The 16,931-nt window shown below is 61.3% G+C and carries 13 protein-coding genes; 3 read left to right on the top strand and 10 right to left on the bottom strand.

Annotation, left to right across the window (positions count from 1 at the left end; all coding sequences use genetic code 11):
- Genes RIG82_10120 through RIG82_10110 form a run of 3 tightly spaced genes read right to left on the bottom strand, consistent with a single transcriptional unit; the run spans nucleotide 1 to nucleotide 3,849 of the window.
- Nucleotides 1-1,341, bottom strand: a complete 1,341-nt coding sequence (locus RIG82_10120) for a glycoside hydrolase family 2 TIM barrel-domain containing protein (protein MEQ9461295.1) — start codon at nucleotides 1,339-1,341, stop codon at nucleotides 1-3.
- Nucleotides 1,341-2,147, bottom strand: coding sequence for a prepilin-type N-terminal cleavage/methylation domain-containing protein (locus RIG82_10115; protein ID MEQ9461294.1), 807 nt, complete (start codon nucleotides 2,145-2,147; stop codon nucleotides 1,341-1,343). Before RIG82_10115 ends, RIG82_10120 begins: the two co-directional genes overlap by 1 nt.
- A 28-nt stretch (nucleotides 2,148-2,175) precedes the next feature.
- Nucleotides 2,176-3,849, bottom strand: coding sequence for an FAD-dependent oxidoreductase (locus RIG82_10110; protein ID MEQ9461293.1), 1,674 nt, complete (start codon nucleotides 3,847-3,849; stop codon nucleotides 2,176-2,178).
- 126 nt (nucleotides 3,850-3,975) lie between these two features.
- On the opposite strand from RIG82_10110, the gene RIG82_10105 reads away from it, so the two are divergent.
- A complete protein-coding gene (locus RIG82_10105; GenBank protein ID MEQ9461292.1) occupies nucleotides 3,976-5,157 on the top strand; it encodes a DNA-binding transcriptional regulator in 1,182 nt (393 codons plus the stop codon).
- A gap of 9 nt (nucleotides 5,158-5,166) precedes the next feature.
- Here the strand turns inward: RIG82_10105 and RIG82_10100 are convergent, their stop codons facing one another.
- Nucleotides 5,167-6,510 (bottom strand): sulfatase-like hydrolase/transferase, encoded by a 1,344-nt coding sequence (locus RIG82_10100; GenBank protein MEQ9461291.1) that lies wholly within the window; start codon nucleotides 6,508-6,510, stop codon nucleotides 5,167-5,169.
- Nucleotides 6,510-7,262, bottom strand: coding sequence for a hypothetical protein (locus RIG82_10095; protein ID MEQ9461290.1), 753 nt, complete (start codon nucleotides 7,260-7,262; stop codon nucleotides 6,510-6,512). Before RIG82_10095 ends, RIG82_10100 begins: the two co-directional genes overlap by 1 nt.
- Before the next feature lie 219 nt (nucleotides 7,263-7,481).
- Between RIG82_10095 and RIG82_10090 the strand changes: the two genes are divergently transcribed.
- Complete coding sequence (locus RIG82_10090; GenBank protein ID MEQ9461289.1) at nucleotides 7,482-10,826, top strand: sialate O-acetylesterase; 3,345 nt, start codon at nucleotides 7,482-7,484, stop codon at nucleotides 10,824-10,826.
- Between the two features lie 183 nt (nucleotides 10,827-11,009).
- Nucleotides 11,010-11,765, top strand: a complete 756-nt coding sequence (locus RIG82_10085) for a TIM barrel protein (protein MEQ9461288.1) — start codon at nucleotides 11,010-11,012, stop codon at nucleotides 11,763-11,765.
- Nucleotides 11,766-12,270: 505 nt separating this feature from the next.
- Here the strand turns inward: RIG82_10085 and RIG82_10080 are convergent.
- The 5 genes from RIG82_10080 to RIG82_10060 all read right to left on the bottom strand — a co-directional run bounded on the left by RIG82_10080 (nucleotide 12,271) and on the right by RIG82_10060 (nucleotide 16,904).
- Nucleotides 12,271-13,971: a recombinase family protein gene (locus tag RIG82_10080; protein MEQ9461287.1), complete on the bottom strand. Its 1,701-nt coding sequence runs from the start codon at nucleotides 13,969-13,971 to the stop codon at nucleotides 12,271-12,273.
- A gap of 49 nt (nucleotides 13,972-14,020) precedes the next feature.
- Nucleotides 14,021-14,473: a DUF2924 domain-containing protein gene (locus tag RIG82_10075; protein ID MEQ9461286.1), complete on the bottom strand. Its 453-nt coding sequence runs from the start codon at nucleotides 14,471-14,473 to the stop codon at nucleotides 14,021-14,023.
- Nucleotides 14,474-14,891: 418 nt separating this feature from the next.
- The gene (locus tag RIG82_10070; GenBank protein MEQ9461285.1) at nucleotides 14,892-16,007 is read right to left on the bottom strand and encodes a PRC-barrel domain-containing protein; all 1,116 of its coding nucleotides are present in this window, start codon (nucleotides 16,005-16,007) and stop codon (nucleotides 14,892-14,894) included.
- A gap of 251 nt (nucleotides 16,008-16,258) precedes the next feature.
- On the bottom strand, nucleotides 16,259-16,393 hold the full coding sequence (locus tag RIG82_10065) for a hypothetical protein (GenBank protein MEQ9461284.1): 135 nt from the start codon (nucleotides 16,391-16,393) through the stop codon (nucleotides 16,259-16,261).
- 34 nt (nucleotides 16,394-16,427) lie between these two features.
- Complete coding sequence (locus RIG82_10060) at nucleotides 16,428-16,904, bottom strand: hypothetical protein (protein ID MEQ9461283.1); 477 nt, start codon at nucleotides 16,902-16,904, stop codon at nucleotides 16,428-16,430.
- Between the last annotated feature and the right edge of the window lie 27 nt (nucleotides 16,905-16,931).

The following is a 16,931-nucleotide window of genomic DNA, read 5'->3' as shown; positions in this document are numbered from 1 at the left end:
TCAGGGTCCGGACGCGACGAGGAACGGCGCGTTGGCCGACCCGAGACGGTCCGTGGGGGTGTAGCCGTAGAAATACAGTCGGTAGGGGCCCGGCTCGGATGGAACGGTGAAGCGGATGGTGTAGGGGTCAATGACTTCGATGGGGGTATCGACGGCGGTCACGTTGATCGCCTGGCTGCCCTGCCCGCTGGCGATGGTGGCCTCCGGCTTGACCTGCCATCGGCTATCGAGTGTGTGCGGGTCAGCGTGGGTGTAACGGACCTCTGCGGTGACCACCGTGCCGGGCTTAAGTGTGATGCTACTGTCGTAGGGCTGGCCCTCGATGTTGAGTTCGGTGACCCAGGGTGAGCGATCCTGCGGCCAGCGGCCTGTCCAGATCTGGATCATCTGATCGACCACGGCGTTAGGCTCGCCGTTAGCGTGGAAGAGGCTAAACCAAGTAGAGGTGCCCTTCGGGACGTACCCCCACTTGAAGGGAAAAGCGGCGAGGCATTGTCGGCGGTTGGCCATCAAGTCCAGGTAACGTTCGCGGTAGAGCTGCGCCTTGATCCCGCTCGGCGGCTCGATGGGGACATCCCAGGTGGTACGGGGGCCCTCCCAGGTCCCGTTGTTGCCGATCTCGGTGACGATGTAGGGCCCGGTCCAGCCGGCTTTGCGGACGTTCTCCGCCACGTTGGCGTAGTGGCTGTAGGTGTTGATGCCGAGGATGTCGATAGACGGTGCCCGTGTGCGCACTGCGGTGATGCGGTCCACGTGCGAGCCGGCTAGCACTGTGGCTGTCGGATGGTAGGGATCGACTTCTTTGACGAACTCCGCGATCTGCTGGATAGCCTCGTAGGGCTGTCCGCCACGGGCCTCGGCCTCATTGCCAATGCCCCAGATCAGCACCGCGGGGTGGTCTTTGTATTTGAGGATTTCGGCGGTGACGCGGTCATACTGTTCTTTGACCATCTCGGGGTCGCTGTAGTCGAAGCCGTCACGCTTGTGACCGAGCCAGAGCCCGACCATGACTCCCATCCCGCGGGCGTGTGCCTCGTCGAGGATTCTGCCGTTGTCCAGGTGTTTGGTCGACCACGTTCGGAGGGTGTTGACGCCGGCGGCGGCCGCAGTGTCCAGCTCATCAAAACCGGAAACCGCACGCATCTCGAAAGGCTTGCCGTCGCGCAGGAGCATGAAGCGACCGTAGCGCTCGACGACCTCGACTTTGATGGGCCCCGGGCCCGTAGCGGCTTGCTGCGCCAGGGCCTGGCCGGGTGCATGCGGGGCCAGCATCATGAGTGTGATCATCAGCCAGGAAGTGAGTGAGAAACATTCGGCGTGAGGTGCGGGGGCCATCGACATCAGTTGCTCTCCACGTCGCGGTCTTTGGGTGACCAGAGAAGGGCGTAGGTGCTTTTTTCGGCGGCGCGGTCGACCATCTGCTCGTCTGTGTGGGAAGCGGCATGACCGTCGACAAAGACGATGTTGACACTCCCGCGTGCCTCGTGGGGTTCACCTGTTGAGCGGTGGCGGGAGAAATCCAACTGGCTCTCGCGGAGCGGGTCGTAGACCTTGCCGAACTGTGAGGAGCCACGGACCGGGCGATCGACGAAGTTCTGATAGGGGGTGAAACCTCGTTCGGCCAGGAAGGCGTAGGCGAAGTACTGCCCATCAGACTGGAAGTAGGACCAGCTCTCGGACATGATAATCATCTGGCTGGCGTTGATGACCGCGGCGTTGAACTGTTCGCCAAAAGCCGAGTTGATGAAGGCTCCTGCGTCTCCGCTGGTCGCGTAGATGTTCATGCTGTAGGAACGTGCGCCATCCTCGTCGCTCGGGCAGGCGTAGGTCGATCCGCCGATGTTGCCGGGTGTCGTGGTGTCCCCGCCCTGGATGTACTGTCCAAGCACGTTCGCGCGGTACCAGAGGTCCGATCTTGAGGGGAACAGGTCGTTGTGGTCTGTCGCGTAGATGCTGAAGGCCAGCCCGGTCTGGCGGAGGTTGCTTAGGCAAGCCATGGTTCGGGCCGAGGCTCGAGCCGCTCCGAGTGCCGGCAGGAGGATACCGATGAGCAGCGAGATGATCGATATGACCACGAGCAGCTCGATCAGTGTGAAGCCCGGGACCCGCCGGGCACGTCTTGGTGTTGTGGTGTAATGATGAGTCATGGCTGTTGGTCCTGAAGAGCGATGGGGCCTATCTGGTTGCTGCGGCGCTGTGATCGCTGTGGTTGTCGGTCATGACCGAAGTGCGATCGGCGGGTTGTTCCACCCACTGATTGATCCCCGTGCTGACCGGCTCTTGGCTCCACGTCAGCACCTGATGATTTGAGGTCAGACAATCGGCGAGCTCGTCATACGGGACAGCCTGAATATCGACGCCGAGTTCTATTGACAGGCAGGCGGCTGCGCCAGCCGACTGACCGAGCACCATGCCGACCGGTTCCATCCTGATTGAGCCGAAGGCGATGTGGCTTGCCGAGAGACACCACGGGACAAGGAGATTGGCGCAGTGTCCGCGGGGCGGGACGATCGCCCGATAGCTGATTTCGTATGGGCTGCTGGGGGGGACCTCGACGTTGCCCTCGTTGTAGACGCGCCCATCGATGACCAGTCGCCGGCAGTTGTGCGAGTCCATGGTGTAGGCGGCCAGGCCGATCGAGTCCTCGGATCGGTCGAACTTCCTGCAGTGATGCTCGGTCATCACGACGTCAGCGAGCATGCGTCTGGATTCGCGGATGTAGAGTTCGTGTGGCCAGCCGCCTGTCTCCTCGAACTCGTCCAGGGGCAGCCCCCAGGCGGCCAGCTCGTCGCGGATCGACGCCGGCACTCTGGGGTCATTTGCCAGGAAATAGTAAAGGCCCTGGTTGTAGGCCACGTGCTCCTGGAAGATTCGCTCGCGCTCGGCGTAAGACCCATCGGGCCAGCGGTGATTCGCACCAATGTGGTCTGACGAGACCGCACCAAAGTTGTTGGTATCTGTTTTGTGATGCGGCACGGGTAAGGTGAGGTATAGCGCGTCCCAGACACCCGCCTCGATGTAGCGCAGGAGCAACTCGTGGCGAGCAGGATCGTAGCCTCTGGGTCTGGGGAACGGCCGTTGATTCGACGGTTGATTCGTGAGACAGACACGGAAGTTGTAGGCCTGAATCGCCTCATCGCCATCGCCGTTGACTCCGGGCACCTCGGCAGTCACACCCGGGAGCAGCCCTGAATCCGGGTCTCTGGGCGTGCGATAGGGGTCCACCCATGCTTTGAAGTTGTGCCCGGGATGACCAAAGTGCACGCCGTTGAGCGTCTCGCGGTAGCGGCTGTTGGGCTCACGACCGACGGTGTAGGGCACGCCCGCGGCAGCCATCAGGTCGCCCTCGTAGCCTGCGTCGATGAAGACGCGACCGGTCACACGGTGCCCTCCCTCGGTTTCGAGTGCGACCAGGCGTTTTGCCTCTGACTGGACGCGTATGAGTCTTTGTTCGAAAAGCACACGGACCCCTGCGTCGTCGAGCATCTCGCTGAGAACTCGTTCGGCGACGGAGGGTTCGAATCGCCAGGAGACGGACTGGCCGTAGTGCAGCCCGACCCGCTCGTAGAACTCTCGCGAGATCCCGCCGATCGCGCCTTGATGCCCGACGTCTGTTGCGCCCAGACCGGAGGTGGTCATTCCCCCGATGCGTCGGCCGAAGGCCAGCAGGAGCACCGATCGGCCCATGCGTGAGACCTGGATCGCGGCGGCGATTCCCGAGGGTGTTGCACCGTAGATTACGACGTCGGCGTCGAGCCGGAGGGGATCGGCGGGCTGCAGGGGGTAAGCGTAGTGCAGGCCTGGATTCGGCGTGGAGGGGCGTAGTAGGGAGGGTGTGGGTCGGATCATGACGCGCCAGTGAACCGGGGTGAGACGAACATCCAAGACAAGCTGTGATTCAGATATCAGTATGCGCATCCATCGCACTGGCGGTATGCGCGTTTCCGTATTATATTTGCATTATCACGAAGCGCTATGTCTCCACCCGCCCGCCCCCGCCTCCGACGTGATCGAACCCGCCCCCGGGTTGCGGTGCGTCTGGACCTTGCCAGCGCGTATGGCCGCTCCGAAGCGATTGGTCTGGCCCGCTACGTCGCCAACGGACAGCCTTGGCGGGTGGAGCTCTCCGTCGCTGATGAGAACCCGCAGAGCATTCGGCATATCGATGCGGACGGCCTCATCATGCCGGTCACAACGCAGGCGATGCGTGACGAGGTCATGCGGCTTGGCATCCCGGTGGTGAGCATCGCTGGCAACCTTGAGGGCCCTGGTCTTCCGGTTGTGACCGTTGACCACCATGCCGTCGGGCGCATGGCGGCCGAGTTCTTCATGGACCGTGGCTTTGAGCACTTCGCCTATGCGGGGCTGGATGGGCGTTACTACGTGTCCCGACGCTTCGGGGGGTATGCCGAGCGGCTGCGTGAGGCCGGTGCGACCTGTGTCCAGCACATCACCGGTATCAGCGGTTCGACAGGTCGTCCCAGCGCGACGGCGCGGCGGCGCCTACGGCAATGGCTGCAGGCGCGTATCACCCCGACCGCCCTGTTCGTCTGTGATGACCTTCACGCGGTCATGGTGCTTGAGGAAGCGCGATCGATTGGTCTTCGTATCCCAGAGGAGCTGGCTGTGCTCGCGGTGGATAATGATGAGTTGACCTGCAATCTCTCGGACCCCCCTCTCTCGAGCATCGACCACGGCAGTCAGCAGATTGGTTACCAAGCGGGCCGGCTCCTGGACAGCCTGCTCCGGGGCGAGGCCGCCCCCGAAGCCCCAGTCGTCGTCCCGCCTCAGGACCTGATCGCCCGACGCAGCACCGACACGTATCCTCGCACGCACCCCGACATCTCGCGTGCGATCGCCTTCATGCACGCGCATCTGCAGCACCCGGTTTCTGTCGATGAGATTGCTGAAGCCGCGAGTGTATCGCGTCGCTCGTTGGAAAAACTATTCCGTGAAGTTCTGCATCGCTCAGTCCTCGAGGAGTACCACCGGCTGCGGATCGAGGCCATCAAACTCAGCCTGACACAGGGGGATCAACCACTAAAGCGTATCGCGGAGGAGATGGGTTTCTCCACGGTTCATTATTTCAGCAGTTTCTTCTCCCGGAGGGTTGGCATGGCGCCAGCGGCCTGGCGAAAAATGGCCAACGGCCGTTGAACGGTGACCTTAGGGTTGTCTCGGCTTGAGCCGCTGGTGAAAAGCCTCCGCGCCGGTCCAGAGCGAGGCCACACGGCTGGGTTGTTCGCCCGCGAGGTTTCTCGTCTCTCCCGGATCTTTCTCAAGATCGAACAACTGCACGGTCTCATCGTTGTCGTAGCGGATGAGTTTGTATCGATCGTCACGCACCATATGGCCGCCGAAGGACCCGGAGATCACCAGGTGTTCGCGCCGGCTTGTGCCTTCGCGCCACTGCCCGAGCACGTCCTCACCCGGCAGGTCCGTCGGGGTCGGGACCCCCGCCGCAGCACAGAATGTCGGCATCAGGTCAATCCCCGAGACCGGGATGGATGTGTTGGCCGCGCCGGTGTCCAGACGCCCCGGGAAGCTGATATAGAACGGGACCCTGGCCGCGGATTCATACAGGAACGCTTTGGTATATAGGCCGTGATGCGAGAGCCCCTCCCCATGATCGGAGGTGTAAACCAGCAGGGTGTTCTCTGCTTCTCCCGAGGCGTCGAGTGCATCGAGGATCATGCCAACGGCCAGGTCCACCTGTTCGCAGTAGCGGTAGTACATCCAGATGTAGAGACGCCAGTCCAGTTCATCCCAGCTGCGTTGTTGCGCCCTTCGGAAAGACTGTCGTACTCGGCGTGCAAGCGTTGACGGTTCGTCGGGACGGTTGCTGAAGTTATCCGGCAGGGGTGGAAGCTGCTCCGGATCGATGGGGAGATCACCTGCGGCGGTGTGAAAACATGAGACCTGACAGATGTCGTGGGGATTCATGAGCGCGACGTGGGCGAAGAAGGGCTTGGTCTTAGGCCGCCCGAGGAGGTAGGACCGTGCCATCTGCGCGACGCTGGTATCGGCGTACTGGCCAGCGGGGTGCATGCCGTGATAGATGTCGTGTGATCGGGCCGGGTTGCGTCCGCGAGTGTGCCACTTGCCGAAGTGAGCGGTCTCGTAGCCGTGGTTACCGAACCACTGCCCGCTGTCGATCATCCCGGGGTCTATTGCGACGCCGTTGCCGATCACGCCGTGCTCCACCGGCATGCGTCCGGTCAGCCATGAGGTGCGGGAGGGAGCACAGACGGGGTCCGCGCAGTAGGCCTGATCAAAGCGCACAGATCGGTCGGCGATGCGGTCCGAATGGGGAGTGCGGACCCAAGGGTTGCCGAGGTGTCCGAAGGCTCCGGCGTGCCACTGGTCCGTGCTGATTGTCAGGATGTTCGGCCGTCGGGCTCGCCCCGCCGCCGGAGCCTGACCCCATGCGATGGGTGCGACCATCCCGCCTAGCGCGCCAGCTGCACATCCCTGCACGAACCGCCGCCTTGTAATTCGTGGCTGATTCATCACAGCGCCTCCACTGACTCGAGCATCCAGGCTCTGGTTGCCGCCTCAACGAGGTAGATCACGGTTCCGCGGCCATTGACCCAGAACTCGAGAGGGAAGCCTCGCTCGGGCCGCAACTCGTAGCCCTTGAGACCCTCGGCTGCGGGACGATCATAGACCGGGCCTTGCGGCAATTGACGCAGGCGGACCGGGCCCAGTTCCAGCATGCGCTCGTACAGCAATTCGTATTCATCGGCCTGTTGCGAGTTCATCGGCCATGCGTCGAGTGGGAATCGCCCCATGAAGCCATAGATTGACAGCAAGCCCCCGACACGCCGCTGGTGGGCTATCTCGTTGCGCCCGCCGACGTGACGGCGGCTGAGGACACCCTGCTCCCAGGTTCCGCGCTCGGTTGTGGCTACGAGGGGGGACGGTTGATCCTCGGAACCGATCACTTCACGGGCGTTCCATGACCTGACCGTGTGCAGCCCCTGAGCCTCGCAGACCAGGTCGAGTTCAAGCACACAGGGCACGGTCTGGGGCCAGCTCTGCTCGATGCGGAGGCGAAGATCATCCTTGCCGACCGTGCGCGAGAGGACCATTCCGGGTCGCAGGTCAACATCTGCCGGCCAGGGACCGTCTGCCGATTTATCCGAGAACCAGCGTACGATGCGTTCGCCATAGACCAGCCTTGCCGTCTCAGGGACCGCGGTCTGTCGCAGCGATTCGGGGACGTGCAGATGATCTGCGAGAATGTCAAAGGCGTGCCACATGGTTCGATCCGCCTCATGGGACCACCGAGCCAGAATCGAGTTGAACGGTTCAGAATAGACTCTCTCGCCCTTCGATCAAGAGCTTATCCCGCAACATGATTAACGGTTTACGCCTGATTCGTGATCTCGCAAGACAAGGGCGTTTTTGCGCATTGCCGCCGCGGGAAATCGCTGGGATTATGTGAAGTAGTCTCACCATCACCTCTCAGGGTCATCACCGTGAAACTCTCCGCCACCTTTCTTGCCGCCCTGCTCACCTTGTTCTGGCCTGCCATGGTCTGTGCTGCGTTGCAACTACCGGCCATTCTCGATGATCACATGGTGCTTCAACGGCACAAACCGGTGCCTATCTGGGGTCGCACCCTACCGGGTACTCCGATCACGGTTCGATTCGCCGACCAGATTCATACCGTCATCGCTAGCGAGACGGGTGACTGGCGTGTCACGCTCGAACCGATGATGGGAAGCGCTCACGGACGGTCGCTGTCCATCGAGGCTGGACCCGACAGCGCGGTACTCCGGGATGTGCTGGTCGGTGAGGTCTGGCTGTGTACTGGTCAGTCCAACATGCAGTTTGGTCTGCGCAATGCGGAGCGAGGGCCGCGGGCTATAGAGAAGGCCGACGCGTACCCCAACCTCCGACTGTTTCTCGTTGCTAATCATGTCGTCGAGCGTGGCGAGGACCTGCAGGGCTCGTGGTTGGCAAGCAGTCCCGAGAGTGCCGAACGATTCGGCGCTGTCGGCTACTTCTATGGGCTTGAGTTGCACCAGCAAATGGACGTACCGATCGGGCTGATCAGTTCGGCATGGGGAGCGACAACCGCCGATGCCTGGACGCCGATCGAGGCCATCCAGGCGGATCGTGCGCTGAGCCATATTCTCGATCGTGACGCCCGCCGGGAGGCCGATCGTCCGCGGCTCGAGGCGGAGCATGCCCGCCGGATCGCCTCGTGGCAAGCCGAGCGTGACAGAGCAATCGCGGAAGGTAAGGCCCCCTCCAGAAAACCAGCCCCACCGGTGGCGCTTCGACCGCAGTCCCAGGCGTCGAGCCTGTACAACGCCATGATTCACCCGCTGATCCCATTTTCTCTGCGTGGCGTCATCTGGTACCAGGGCGAATCGGATGTCGCACGGGCAGATGACTATGAGCTGATGCTCAAGACGCTGATCACCAGCTGGCGAGAGGCCTGGGACGATCCTCGGCTGTCCTTTGGCATCGTTCAACTGCCCAACTATCGGCAGCCGAACGATCAGCCTGTGGATTCAGCGTGGGCCAGTCTTCGCGAAGCCCAGCGTCTGGCCGCCCGTGATCTTCACGACGCCGGTCTCGCCGTGACCATCGACCTTGGCGACTCGGACAACGGGCACCCACCCAACAAGCAGCCCGTTGCCCTACGCCTTGCACAATGGGCGCTCGCGACCGTCTATCGACAACCGATTGCTTCTCAAGGCCCGAGGGTCCAGACGCTCCGACACGATCGCGGGCGTGTGATTCTGACCTTCGAGAGCACCGGCGACCTCACCACGATCGACGGGGAGCCGCCACGGCACTTCGCTGTTCAGGACAGCCACAGTGCCTGGCACTGGGCCGAAGCCACGATCGAATCACCCAACCGAATCCGACTCACGCCCCCCACCGGGGTCCAGGCAAAAGCCGCCCGTTACGCCTGGGCCAACAACCCCGACAGCGCGAATCTGACCGACGCGAGTCGATTGCCTGCGGGACCGTTCCGCATCGACTCGATCGCGGAGCAGGTGCGACCTCATCCTCGGCTGCTGGTGAATATGAGTGATTTCGAGCGTCTTCGTGCGCTCGTCCAGACCGATCAGGTGGCTGGCGACTGGCACCAGCGACTGCGTCTTCGTGCGCCCGATCTTCTCGCTCAACCCGTCGCAAAACATCAGCTTCGCGATGGTGTTCGCCTGCTATATGAGAGCCGCGCGGTCATGACACGGGTGCAGATTCTTGGCCTGCTGCACACCCTCAACCCTGATAAACGGTACATCGATCGTATCTGGGCGGACCTCGAAGCCGCGGCGGGCTTCCCGGACTGGAACCCGGCGCACTTTCTTGATGTCGCTGAGATGGCCGTTGGCTTCGCACTTGCTTATGACTGGCTCTACGACACCTGGACTGAAGATCAGCGAGCCGTGATCCGTCAGGCCATTGTCCGCCATGCTCTCCAACCCGCTCTGTCTGCCTACGAAGACGAGGCATGGTGGACGACCACCAGCAATAACTGGAATCAGGTCTGCGGCGGCGGGTTGATCCTGGCCGCCCTGGCCGTCGCCGATGAAGAGCCCGACCTGAGTGCACGGATCATTGAATTGTGTATTGGATCACTGCCGAAGTCGATGGCGCGTTACGCGCCGGACGGCGGGTACGAGGAAGGCCCGGGATACTGGTCGTATGGCACGACCTACAACGTGCTGGCGATCGCCGGGCTTGAATCGGCGCTTGGACACGCGTTCGGGCTTGCTGAGATCGAAGGCTTCGACCTCACCGGAAGTTTCCCGCTGCAGATGACCGGACCGACTGGGTTCGTCTTTAACTTCGCCGACGCCATCGAATCTCGCTTCGCCTCGCCGGCGCTGATGTACCTCGCCAGGAGGTATTCTCAGCCCGCTTACGCGCGATTTGCTGTGGAACGTGACCGGGGCAGGCTGCTCGAACTGATCTGGTACGACCCGCAGCTACTCGAAGAATCAACCACACCACTTCCCCGCAGCAAGTACTACGAGAAAGTCGGCGTGGCCATGATACGCACGGCCTGGGGTGACCCGATGGCCAGCTTTCTGGCTGTCAAAGGGGGCACGCTCCCATCGGCGCACGGACAGCTCGACCTGGGCTCCTTCGTCCTGGAGACACGAGGAATCCGCTGGTTTATCGATCCGGGTCGTGACGACTACAACCTGCCCGGATACTTCGATCAGAGCCGTGATGGTCGGCGGTGGCACTACTATCGCAATCGCGCCGAGGGGCACAACACCCTCGTGATCAACCCAACCGAGAGGCCAGACCAGGACCTGAGCGCTGATGCTCCAATGGTGGTCGAAGATCAGAGCATCTCAGTTGATCTGTCGCAGGTCTATGGCGTCCCGGTATCTCGGACCTTCACGCTCACTCAAGATGCCGCCACGATCACCGACGCGATCGACGCTGGAGAGCCAATCGATCTGTGGTGGTTCGCACACACGCGCGCCCGCATCGATCTCTCGGCCGATCGGCGTGTCGCGACCCTTACGCAGGAGGGCCAAACGATCCGGGTTATCCTCACTGAACCTGCCGAGGCTGGCTGGCAGATCATGGCAGCCAGGCCACTGCCTACCTCACCCGACCCCGCAGGACAGAACCCCAACCATGGCGGCAGCCTCCTCAACAACGCGCTGGGGAGTAGTTTTGCGCCTCAAGGCGTCGCCCCTGAGTATGGCCCAGCCGACCCTGATCGTGCGATCCGAAAGCTTGCCCTGAACCTGCAATCGGACGAGCCTCTGAGGATCATGATCCGGATCGAGACCCTTGGCCCCTCGGCCCGCGCCCAGACCGGGCCCCGGGGTCCATGATTGTTTGAGCCACGCGCTGCTTTCAGAACCTGATCGATAGCCCTGCCATCTGCACCGAAGCGACCACGAGATGATCGCGAGAATCCTGATCAAGCATTATGTGCTCCGCAGAATCATGATAGGACCGTTTGTGATCTGTTTGAGTCAAAGGGTGAGGTAGTCGTCATGCTGATACCGGGGCTCGTGTCCATCACCTATCGCCAGCTCACGCCTGAGGCGATCATCGACCTTGCTCTGAATACTGGCCTATCCGCCATCGAGTGGGGTGGTGATCTTCACGTGCCTCACGGAGACCTGGTCTCGGCTAAACGTGTTGGAGAACGCACGCGAGCCAACGGTCTGGTATGTGGTTCTTACGGTTCCTATTACAGGCTTGGCGAGCAGGCACTGATCGACGGTGCTGCGGACCGGGTGATCGAGACCGCAGTCGCCTTGGGAGCTCCTGCCGTCCGGGTCTGGGCGGGTACGCGTGGGTCGGCGGAGACAAGCGACACGGAGCGTTCTCGGATCGTCGAAGATGGCAGACACTTTGTCCTTCAGGCTGAGACCCGAGGGGTACGTGTGGTCGTCGAGTATCACGCCAGCACGCTGACTGATACCGCTGCATCGGCTACGCGGCTGCGAGACGAGATCGGTCATCCGGCTCTGACACTTGGCTGGCAGCCCCCCAACCGATTCAGCGATGAGCAACGAGTGGCTGATCTGCAAAGTGTGCTCGAAGCGGTGACAGATGTCCACGTGTTTAACTGGCGTATGAAGGATGGCAAGATCGAGCGGCGTGCCCTGGCTGAGGCGCAGGACTCCTGGCGCTCCTGCCTCCGGCTGCTGCGTGAAGACGGTCGTGACCATCACCTCATGCTGGAGTTCGTGCCCGAAGACGAGCCGGCGGCGCTAGAGCCTGAGGCCGCAACGCTTCTGGATCTGATCAACTCTGCTTGATGGAAGTGTCGCTCAAGGGGGTCCGGCTAGAGTCACGCGAATAAGTTGCTGCCATGTACCACTGAGCAAATAGTATCGATCAACATCCAGATCGACCGGTCACGCGGCTGGGACATACCCTCCTCGCCCAATGTCCGGGTCGGCAAGCCCGGACATTGATAAAGAAAGTGCTACGAGATACTTAGCGAACAGCCAGACCCCTCTCGACCGGACACATCGGACATCGCTTAGCCTGGATTCCTAGCTGAATGACCATTAATCAGAGACCGATGGCCGTAACCGGAATCCCCGTCCGCTTACTATAAGTTCTTCATTGACAAGAACTTACATTAGACGAACCACCGCCGATCCCCCGGCCCTTTCGGCGTGATCTCGGATTTCTCAGCCGTCTCCGTTTTTTCTGGAGCCGCTGAATGATGCCGCTGTGGGGGCAGTGTCTCCATTGCGGATTTGAGTGGTCCGGATGGGCCCCTCTGGCTGCTCAAGGTCGAGTGATTCGTTGGCTTCAGGGGGTTGTGCTGACTGGCTCGTCCATGCCCAGGAACGCCAGCTGGCGTTGCCAATCAAGATGCGTGGCGGTTGCCAGAAGCCGATCGAGGGTGATCGTCGAGCCGTGGTTCCCAGTGAGGATCCGTTTGACCAGCCCGGGGCCCACAAGGGTCAGGGGCAGCAGTTCGCGGATCCGCCTTTCGGTGATGCCCAGCTCTTTGGCCAGGGCCGCGAGGGTGCAGCCCGTCGATTCAAGCCTCTGCTTCCAGCTGTAGGCCTGACCCAAGGCCAGAACCAGGTGCGGCTGAGGCTCGGGCTGCGCCGGCTGGAAGAGGTCCTGACCATCGGGACCCAGGATCAATCGCTTGCCGTCGAGCTTCTTGATCTGGATCGCCAGCGTGATGTGGAGGCGCTCACCATCCCGTTCCACGGCTGGGCGGTAGAGACAGACTGGGAAGGGGGTCTTTTGTAGTTCTGCAGCATCGCCTGTTGCGCAGCCGTCCTCGATCGCAGCTGCGCCAGCAGCGAGATCCAGATGAACGTCCAGTTGATCCTCGGCTAGGGTGACACGCTGGATGGTGGCTCGGAGGATCGCGTCGCGGACCGATGGCTCGAGCGAAGCGAGTCGCGCGTATCGTGGGTCCTCCTGGACCTGAGTCAGCACAATCGAGCGGACCAGGTCATCCAGGTGCCGGGCGTTGAGGCTCTTGATCGCGCAGGTCTTGTAGCCCTGCTTAAGCGCCGTCATGCTGATGTAGTAGGGAACCGCCCTTCCGGTATGACGCTGCTTCTTGCGGCCGGTGGAACCGGTGGTCAGGGTCACGCCCTCCCGGGTCTTGAGCTTGCCCTTTAGAAGATGCGTGTGACGCCAGCTTGAAGCAGCCTGGCGGCTGCGCTTATGCATCGCCTTATGCACCCGATCCCAGAGTTCCTTGTCAATGATCGGCTCTTGCAGGCCCGGCCAGACCTTGCCCTTATGGGTGATCCTGCCGAGATAGGTCCGATTGGTGAGGGTGCGGTGCAGGGCGTTGGTGCTGAATCTACGGCCGCCGTGCGCAATACCTTTGGAGCTGGTCCAGCTGCGGGTCCGAAGGCCCTGCTGATCGAGCTGCTCGGCCAGTTTCAGCAGCGAGCGGTGCTTGAGATACCCCTCGAAGATGCAACGAACGATCTCCGCTTCCGGGGGCACGATCTGGAGGATGTTGTTCTCGACCCGGTAGCCCAGAGGTGGCTGACCGCCGGCCCACATCCCCTTCTTCTTGGTCGCGGCGATCTTGTCACGGATCCGTTCGCCGGTGACCTCGCGTTCGAACTGCGCGAAGCTCAGGAGCATGTTAAGAGTGAGCCTGCCCATCGAGGTGGTGGTGCTGAACTGCTGGGTCACCGAGACGAAGCTCACCCTCCTCTCATCGAAGCGCTGCATGATCTGGGCGAAGTCGTGGAGCGAACGTGAGAGGCGGTCGACCTTGTAGACCACCACGACATCGACTCGGCCGCGTTCGATGTCCTCAAGGAGCTTTTTGAGCGCGGGTCGGTCGGTGTTGCCCCCGGAGAAGCCGCCGTCGTCGTAATAGCGGTCAACGACCGTCCAGCCCTCGTGCTTCTGGCTGCGGATGTAGTCAAGACCGGCTTCGCGCTGCGCATCGAGCGAGTTGAAGGCCTGGTCGAGGCCTTCCTCGTGGGACTTGCGGGTGTAGATGGCGCAGCGCTTGGGCATGGCTTGTAGAGACACATAAGCCATAGATCACCCGGAAGATCCAGTCGATTCAGGGCTTTTGGAGACCAAAGAAGCGCGGGCCGGACCAGCGGGCACCGGTGATCTCGCGGGCGATCGCTGAGAGGCTGCGGTAGGGCTTACCCCGATAGGAGAAGCGACTAGTGGCTTCGACGTGGACCTCGTGGGTGACACCGTGCCAGATGCGCAGCAGCGAGGTGCCGGGGGTCAGCCTTGAGGGCTTTAGGGCTCTGGGGCGGGGCTTGGAGGCACCGGTGCGCGATGATGGACGCTCGGCCGTGCGGATGGCGTGGCTTAGAAGGCGAGCGGTCTCGGCGTCGAAGCCGCCGTGGTGAGCCTGCTGATCGGGCCAGGTGAGGTCACGCAGCAGCAGCGTGCGGCTGCGCGGTGGGTGAGGCTTCGAGGAGGCGACACGGTTCTGCCAGAGGAGGCGAAGCTGCGAAGTACTAGCTGCTGGAAGATCGGTTGGGTCCTGAGCTGGCATGCACACATACATGCTTAAGGCTGGGCTGTAGTCAAGCTAGCTAGAGGGCACTGACTTTTGATGGCTCGGCCTTGTAGAGTGAATACGTTCGGATACATCAGGAAACTAGACACATTCGGCTTGGGGACGCCCCTGGCCTCAGCGCGCCTCCACTATCTGCGCGAGCTCCCTGAAACGACAGAGACCGCTGGCAAAACGCATCTGTTCTGGCGTGTTGCATTCGCGCTCGAGCATGCTGGGGCACGCGACCAAGGGCAGCTCGGTCCTCTAGTAACCCAACTCATGCCAGTAATAACAAAGACCGGCTTCCCTAGAGAAGTCGGTCTGATGAGAGCCTGCTATGCGCTTCGTCACTCTGGTTGCTTATCGGTGATTCAATCGCCGACAAAGTGGAGAGTCTATTGCGCTACCCAGATCACTACCTTGTTGGTTTCGTGTCTGGCTCGGTGTCATTCCAGTCGGGTTCCACACGTGCGTTGAGGATCGGCCTGGCTTGGAGCTCTTTGGTCGTGAGCGTGGACTTGAACTTCTCGGCGGTCATCTCGATCTCTTTGATCGTGCACTGGACCTGCCCACGGTCCGTACTGATGATCACGAAGGCTATCTGACTGCTCTTGGCGTCGATGACCAGATCGCTGATGGTTCCGGCCTTCTTGCCGTCTCTCGTCATCACCTGAGAGCCAATGATCTTGGATGCCTTGGAAATGCTCTTGGGCTTGACCACATTCGTGGTAGCAGTCTTCTGCTTTGAGCCAATCGCCTCGTCTGCACCAAGAGGCCAATGATCCGTGTCGAAGCCTTCGCGCCCCTTGAAGTCAGATTCCGATGCAGCGATCACCAGATCGTCTTTCTCGCCGGACTTGGAACCAACCAACGAGACGGCGTAAGAAGACTGGTTCATACCAAGAATCCCGCCACGCCTGAGAACGCCGTAGACCACTCGGCCCGAAGCCGGATCGATGGCGAGATCGTCGATGCTGCCAAGATCCTCGCCCGCCTGGTTCGATGCCTGGCAGTTCATGAGATCTGTGGCACGGTGCCTCATGGCTTGTTCTGAGCGTCCATTCATTGGGCCATGCATGGTTGACCCACGTGAACGAGACATCATCCCCATGTGATGCATGCCCACGACCGTATCGTCGGACAGGTCGATGACCACATCTCTGGTTCTGGAGGCGTCGATGACGCATGTCACAACCGCGTAGAGTGAGGTGGGATCATCCAAGGCGGGGGGTGTGGCCTTGGCCTTCTGATCCAGGGTCTTTGATTTGTCTGGCGCCATCGGGGGGGCTGCGAAGACCTGGCCTGAGGGAAGCAGCGTCGCGGTATCTGGCAGGGTCTCGATATGGTCAAGTGAGAGACGCACAGCGATCGCGGTACCGCCACAGGATGCTTCGGCAGACGCGATGGCCTCTGCGAGTGAGACGTGATGATGGCTGAGTCGCTGGGCGAGTTCGATGGCCTGTCGCGGCGAATCGGGCATCGTCTGTGCGGACGCCATCGCGGGTGCGAGGCTGAGGAGATAGGCGGTCATCAGTACGACTTTGGTACGGCACATTCTGGTCTTCCTGACTCTTGGGCATGCGCATCAATGGATCGCTCACCTTGTGAGTCATCCAGAAGGAAACATGCAGAAACTGGTTCACGATCTCTACGGCAGGGGCTCGATTAGGGCTGGCCTGGCTTGGCGTAGCGTCGTTCTGAAACCCGCCCGTAATGCTTTCGCATACCGGGCGGTCCCCTCCTCTTCTCGTCTGGGACCCTTGTCAGGGAGACGAGGGCTGCTTACTTCTTGATTCCGGTAGCAGGTTTACCTGATTTCTCCTCGACCACGATCTTCTTGGGTGGCATCGGTGTGCCTGGTTTAATCGGTGATGATTTCTGACTCTTCTCGTGTTTTGCATTCTTCTCTGTTGTCATGGTCTGACTCCTGGTTCGTTGTGAAATGGATCTTTTAGCGGTCACCGACAAGCGACTTCGCTCCCGACGCTTCTGGGTCAGCGTCTGATTTGGCGATATAGGTGCGGAGTTCTTCGGTAGTCATATGCGCTGCGGGAGCTGCACCCTCGAGCGCGGCTGTGTAATCAGAGTTGGATGCGTCGTCGCTGTCACGCACGTCGCGGCACGCACGTTCTGAAATACTCAGCCGCTCCGCGTCGCCGTCTTTACCGGCTTTGCCAGTCTCAGAGACACCACGCGTTGCAGCGGTGATCGTGGGCGTTCGCAACATCACAGCCCCCGTCAGAACGCCCCGGACAATCTCACTGGCCACTTCAACAACCCGTGTATCGATCGATCCCAGGCCATTGGTGTTCTGAGTCAGGAGTTCTCGGCATCCGGCCTCGATCGCGGACGGGTCAGCCCCTTGAGAGAGCTGGATGACCAGGTCTCGTGATGCGGTAGCGAGCGGAGACAGGTTGTTGGTGGCCATCAGGAGCGTGCCTCTCGGTGATACGAT

Source organism: Phycisphaeraceae bacterium (assembly GCA_040222855.1).
Lineage (GTDB): Bacteria > Planctomycetota > Phycisphaerae > Phycisphaerales > Phycisphaeraceae > Mucisphaera.
This window is presented reverse-complemented; position numbering and strand designations above follow the sequence as displayed.